Origin of the sequence: Hafnia alvei (assembly GCF_900095695.1) — a bacterium.
Taxonomy (GTDB): Bacteria; Pseudomonadota; Gammaproteobacteria; order Enterobacterales; family Enterobacteriaceae; genus Hafnia; species Hafnia alvei_B.
The window spans coordinates 1-5,704 of the sequence record NZ_FMIQ01000078.1; the positions used below are offsets into that span (position 1 = coordinate 1).

General features: G+C 50.2%; 4 protein-coding genes and 1 pseudogene. All 5 read right to left on the minus strand.

Going from position 1 to position 5,704, the window contains the following annotated elements; all coding sequences use genetic code 11:
- A partial coding sequence (locus BN1044_RS20840) for an inverse autotransporter beta domain-containing protein (protein WP_072310281.1) occupies positions 1 to 2,332 on the minus strand: 2,332 nt, incomplete at its 3' end.
- A gap of 472 nt (positions 2,333 to 2,804) precedes the next feature.
- Positions 2,805 to 3,851: an Ig-like domain-containing protein gene (locus BN1044_RS20845; protein ID WP_072310282.1), complete on the minus strand. Its 1,047-nt coding sequence runs from the start codon at positions 3,849 to 3,851 to the stop codon at positions 2,805 to 2,807.
- On the minus strand, positions 3,824 to 4,927 hold the full coding sequence (locus tag BN1044_RS20850; RefSeq protein WP_175421634.1) for an invasin domain 3-containing protein: 1,104 nt from the start codon (positions 4,925 to 4,927) through the stop codon (positions 3,824 to 3,826). The genes BN1044_RS20845 and BN1044_RS20850 overlap by 28 nt, the downstream gene beginning before the upstream one ends.
- Positions 4,893 to 5,396 carry an inverse autotransporter beta domain-containing protein gene (locus BN1044_RS20855; RefSeq protein ID WP_072310284.1) on the minus strand — a complete coding sequence of 168 codons (504 nt, stop codon included), beginning with the start codon at positions 5,394 to 5,396 and terminating at the stop codon, positions 4,893 to 4,895. Before BN1044_RS20855 ends, BN1044_RS20850 begins: the two co-directional genes overlap by 35 nt.
- A 67-nt stretch (positions 5,397 to 5,463) precedes the next feature.
- Positions 5,464 to 5,704, minus strand: a pseudogene (locus BN1044_RS20860) (inverse autotransporter beta domain-containing protein); the annotation flags it as partial.

Here is a 5,704-nt window from a genome sequence, read left to right on the forward strand (position 1 = left end):
GGCTGATGGCGCTGCCATTGCCGCTAGCGACTACATCTGCCGTCGAACCTTTCACGCCCCACTGGTATTCCGACGTATCGGTTGCATTGCCGGTGTTGGCCGCAAAGGTGTAGCTGCCGCTCAGCGCTTCGCCCACATTCAACTTGCCGCTCATCGCCACGTTGCTGATGCTTGGTGCGGCCTGCTCATCGGTGATATTGCCGTTGCCGTCGCCGCCCTCGGTATCGTTGCCGCTATCGTCCGGAACCGTGGTGACCGTCAGCGTATTCCCTAAGGTTTCCACCCCGTTACGCGCCTGAACCGACAGCTCTTTTACCTGCCCAACATCGCTGGCGATCAACGTATAGCTCGGCACGCTGCCTGAAGTAACGATAGTTTCAGCGCCATTCAGCCCTGTGGTCTGCCCCTTATTCCCCCATTGGTAAAGGGAAGTATCTTGCGTATTGCCGTTGTTGCTATCGAACTGATAATGACCCGCTAGCTGCTCGCCTAACGCCAGCTTGCCGCTCATGGTTAAGCCGCTGATCATCGGCGCTCTGCCCACATACAGCGTCGCCGGGGCGATTTTGATGTTCTGGATTTCAGGCGTGAGTTTGTATTCCCCCATGGTTTCGCCCGCCGTGACGGTGGCTTTATAGGTGCCCAAGTGATTCACATCTTCGCTGAAGCTGCTGACTGTAGCATCGGACTGGGCACGACCAGACTGGCTGACCGTGGTTTTAATATCGCCCGCTACGCCGCTGATCGGGTGGTTATTGGCATCGCGCAACACCAGCGTCAGTTCAGCCGTTGAGTGGCCGTCGTTCGGCAATTGGAGCTCCATCGGGGTGAGCGTGCTGTTAACCGTACTTACCGCCGCCGAGGAAACAACAACCATACTTTCCGCTTTTGGTGATGCATTGCCGGATTTATCATAGGCAACGCCGCTCACCACATAGCTGTTGTTGGCATCGCTGCCATATTGATATTCAGGAATAATGACGTTGAACTGCTGCTCAGAAACCTGAACAATCTGCCCGCCCTGACTCAGCAGTTCAGGCGCGGTCCACTCAATGCGCTCAACGCCGTTGGTGCTGTTGACCGACACGCCCAGCGATTTACTTTCACCGCTGTAGCCGCTGATTTGCGAGGCCAACCGGAGGCTGATGGTGTCTTTTTTGCGGTATTCCAACACGATGTTGTTGTTACGCTCAACGAAGTCATAGCGATTAGCGGCCAAGCTGCGGCTCGCGGCTAACAGGCTACTATCCAACTGCTGACCTAACGGCGCACCAAACACATAGTTCAGATCGATACCGAAACGGGTGTCGTTTTGATTGCTTTTACCCATGCGGTGATCGACGTTGAACTTCATCAGCGGGAACGGCGAATAGTTAACGCCGGCCGTCACCGCTACCGGATCTTTTTGCTGATTATCTTTGCCAAACAGTCCGACGCGGTCGCCGTAATACTGTTCATACACCAGCTTGCCGCCGATCCCCGGATAGGCAGGTAAATAGCCTTCGGTACGAATATCCCACCCGTTGGCTGGGCGTTCTTCGTAGTTATCGAAATCCGGTGAATTTTTCCAGTTGGTCAAACGCATGTAAGCGTTGGCGGCCACCTTGAGGAAATCGCGCTGATATTCGGCACCGAGGCCTAAACGCGAGTGGCTGCGTGACCAGTCGTGGTCAAAGAAGGTGTTGGCGCCCAGCAAATAGGTGCCTTCAAAATAGCGGTAGCCCAACCCCAGATTGGACTGGTTGCGGCTGTCGGTATGATGTACCGAGCCCTGCGTAAACACCTGATGCGCATTGTTTTCCCACAGCGGATACAGCACATCCAGCTCAGAATTTTTTAATGAGAAATCACGGTCGGCATCGAGTTTTACTCGTACTTTTCCCTTACCGTTCAGCCAGCTGGCCACTTCTTGATTCGCTTTGCTGTTCGCTGCACCCAACGCTTGGCTGCGCGCCAAATCTTTCGCGCTATCGCTGTTGGGATTGTTTTGTAAAAAGTGACCGGCCTGCTGGACGCGCTGAGCCAACGCAGCGCTGTCATCACGCGCCTTATCGGCAGCATTATTTTTGGCCTGTACTGGCACGTCGATCTCATCCCCTGCGCGCACTGATTCAAAGCCGTGGGCAAAGGTTCGGTATTGATTCAGCGTTTTAAGCTGTGCCACGGTGAGCTGATATTTTTCTGCTATCTGAGCAATCGAATCCCCCGGTTGTAACACATAGGGAATAGTTGTCGCCGGGGCGCTGGTCGCGAGGAATTTTTTGTCTTCTGTTTCGGCTCGAGCAACCATTACCGGAGTAAATGACAGAGCTAACGGGAATACGACCTGCATACCGATATTCAGGTGTGCAATGGCGCGGATATATTTTTTACCTATTTTTATTTCACTGGCAGATGGAGGTTTGTTTTCATAAATAACTCTATAGGAGAGAATGATAATCAATGCGAATTAAGCAATAATGACTTTTAAAATAATGAGATAGCTCGTAAAACAAAATTGTTTTTTCACTCCATCAATATAAAAATGAAAGTGACAGCCATACAAAAAATAAAAAGACTTGCTTAGCATAAGATAATTCTTACCTAGCAATTAGTATATGAGAGCGCAACTATATGAATGCCACCAAACACCTACGCATGTAGGAAAACAATAAATCACCGAACACTTCCATGAACAATAAACATTACCTAAATAGAGCATTATTACTAATAAATAAATATTGATACTTAACAAAATAAGTGCCTGATAAAAATCAGGCACTTTATAGTTAAAACATAAAACTAGAAATTAAAAATAGCTTTTTTTACTCTCCAGATTCAGAAACAACAAATCTAACCCTATTAACCAGCTCATTTCCTTTTACCTCATAGCCCTGTAAAACGTAGCCATTTGGTATGTTGTAAACGCTTGTAGTTAAGTTGTCATAAATTGAGGCAGGCTGTTCACCACAACTTTCCTGCGAGCCATTCTTATATTTATATATAATTTGACCTACACCGGTGCGGTTACCATAGTCTCGTGAAATACCGGTTTTCACCGTAATTGACGTTACATCTCTCACATTCCGGATAATAAGAGGACTTCCCCCGGTGCCACCCACGCCACCCATGCTATCTACCGCAAATCCGCACTGCATAGAAATCATGTAATCAGGGGGAGTAACAATATCACTACCGCTCTTATCGCCAGCTATTGTTCCACCATAATACGGGGAATATTTCAATGCGGTGATGGTAACCACTGCTTTAGCCTCAAACTCGTTATTTTTATATAACCCATAGGCCACCACATTTGTTTTCCCAGCATTAACACCGGTTACAACGCCTGAACTATTTACAGTCGCAACACTGCTATTTTCTGTTTTCCATTTTATTTCAGAATAAGGAACGGTAACGTTTGTTCCATTAGGTCCTTTGGCATTCAGCGAGAACTGATAAGATAACGTTTCACCTAGCGTTCGATTACCGGGAACAACGTTAAATTGATACTTATCAATTATCTGACCTTTATAGCCATCATCAGTATTATTACCGCCGCCTGCTTGCGCAGTCGTCACAGTTGAAATATTACCAATAACGCTGGCGCCATTTTTCGCGCGCACCGTGGCTTCTAATACCTTACCCACATCCGTATTCGCAATAACATAGTCTGGCAATGTGCCACTTTTACTAATCACTTTGCCTTTATTACTTTCAATTTGGCTTTTCGTGGTACCCACGGTTCCCCATAGATATTCTGACTTGTCGAGCGTATTTCCAGTATTCGTCGCAAAGATGTAGCTACCTTTCAGGGTTTGGCCGGAATTTAGCGTGCCGCGAATTATCAGATTGCTGATGCTTGGCGCTGCCATTGGATCGATAACCGTGCCGCCGGGGCCCCTTTATCGGTTTCGTTGCCGTCAGTACCCGGTACTGAGGTGACCGTGGCGCTGTTGCCGTAAACGCTGGCACCGTTCTTGGCGCGTACCGACATTTCCAGTACCTGACCCGCATCGCTGCTTTGGACCGTGTAGCTTGGGATGGTGCCGCTTTGCTCAATCGCGTTGCCGTTCTCGTTCGCCACCACGTTTGCCGTCGTTCCTTCCACGCCCCACTGGTATTCCGAGCGATCGGTTTTATTACCGGTATTCGCCGCAAAGGTGTAACGACCGTTCAGCTGTTTACCCACCAACAGCTCGCCGCTGATAGCCACGTTGCTGATGCTTGGCGCTGCCATTGGATCGATAACCGTGCCGCCTTCGCCGCCGTTTTCAGAGGTCACCGTCAGGATATTCCCCAACGTATCGACTCCGTTACGCGCCTGAACCGACAGCTCTTTTACCTGACCAACATCGTTTGCGACCAGCGTATAGCCCGGCACGCTGCCTGAAGTAACAATAGTCTCAGCGCCATTCAGCCCTGCGGTCTGCCCTTTATTGCCCCATTGGTAGAGGGACATATCTTTCGGGTGCCCGCCGCCATTATTGAACTGATAGTCTCCCGTTAGCTGCTCACCCAGCTCCAGCTTGCCGCTTATGCTCAAATCGCTGATTGCCGGTGTGCTGCCGACATACAACGTCGCTGGCGCAATTTTGACATTATGGATTTCAGGCGTGATTTTATATTGGCCCATATTTTCGCCCGCCGTCACGATGGCGCTATAGGTGCCCATACGGGTCATGTCTTCGCTGAAAGCACTCACCGTGGCATCTGGCTGACCGCGACCCACGGGACTTAGCGTGGTTTTGATGTCATCGGCGATACCACTGACGAGGTGATTGTTCGCATCACGCAATACCAGCGTCAATCTAGCCGTAGAGGTACCGTCGTTCGGTAGCTGTAGCTCCATCGGGGTGAGCGTACTATTAAGAATGCTCACCGCCGCTGATGACACGATCACCAAGCTTTCTGCCTTAGGGCGATGCATTGCCGGATTTATCGTAGGCAACGCCGCTCACCACATAGCTGTTGTTGGCATCATTACCATGTTGATATTCAGGAATGATCACGTTGAACTGCTGCTCAGAAACCTGAACAATCTGCCCGCCCTGACTCAGCAGTTCTGGTGCGGTCCACTCAATGCGCTCAACGCCGTTGGTGCTGTTGACCGACACACCCAGCGATTTGCTTTCACCGCTGTAGCCGCTGATTTGCGAAGCTAACCGGAGGCTGATGCTCTCTTTTTTGCGGTATTCCAACACGATGTTGTTGTTACGTTCGACAAAGTCGTAACGATTCGCGGCCAAGCTGCGGCTCGCGGCCAACAGGCTGCTATCCAACTGCTGACCTAACGGCGCGCCAAACACATAGTTCAGATCGATGCCAAAGCGGGTGTCGTTTTGATTGCTTTTACCCATGCGGTGGTCGACGTTGAACTTCATCAGCGGGAAAGGCGAATAGTTAACGCCGGCCGTCACCGCTACCGGATCTTTTTGCTGATTATCTTTACCAAACAGCCCGACGCGGTCGCCGTAATACTGCTCATTCGACGTTGAACTTCATCAGCGGGAACGGCGAATAGTTAACGCCGGCCGTCACCGCTACCGGATCTTTTTGCTGATTATCTTTACCAAACAGCCCAACGCGGTCGCCGTAATACTGCTCATACACCAGCTTGCCGCCGATCCCCGGATAGGCAGGTAAATACCCTTCAGTACGAATATCCCAACCATTAGCCGGGCGTTCTTCGTAGTTATCGAAGTCCGGTGAGTTTTTCCAGTTGGTC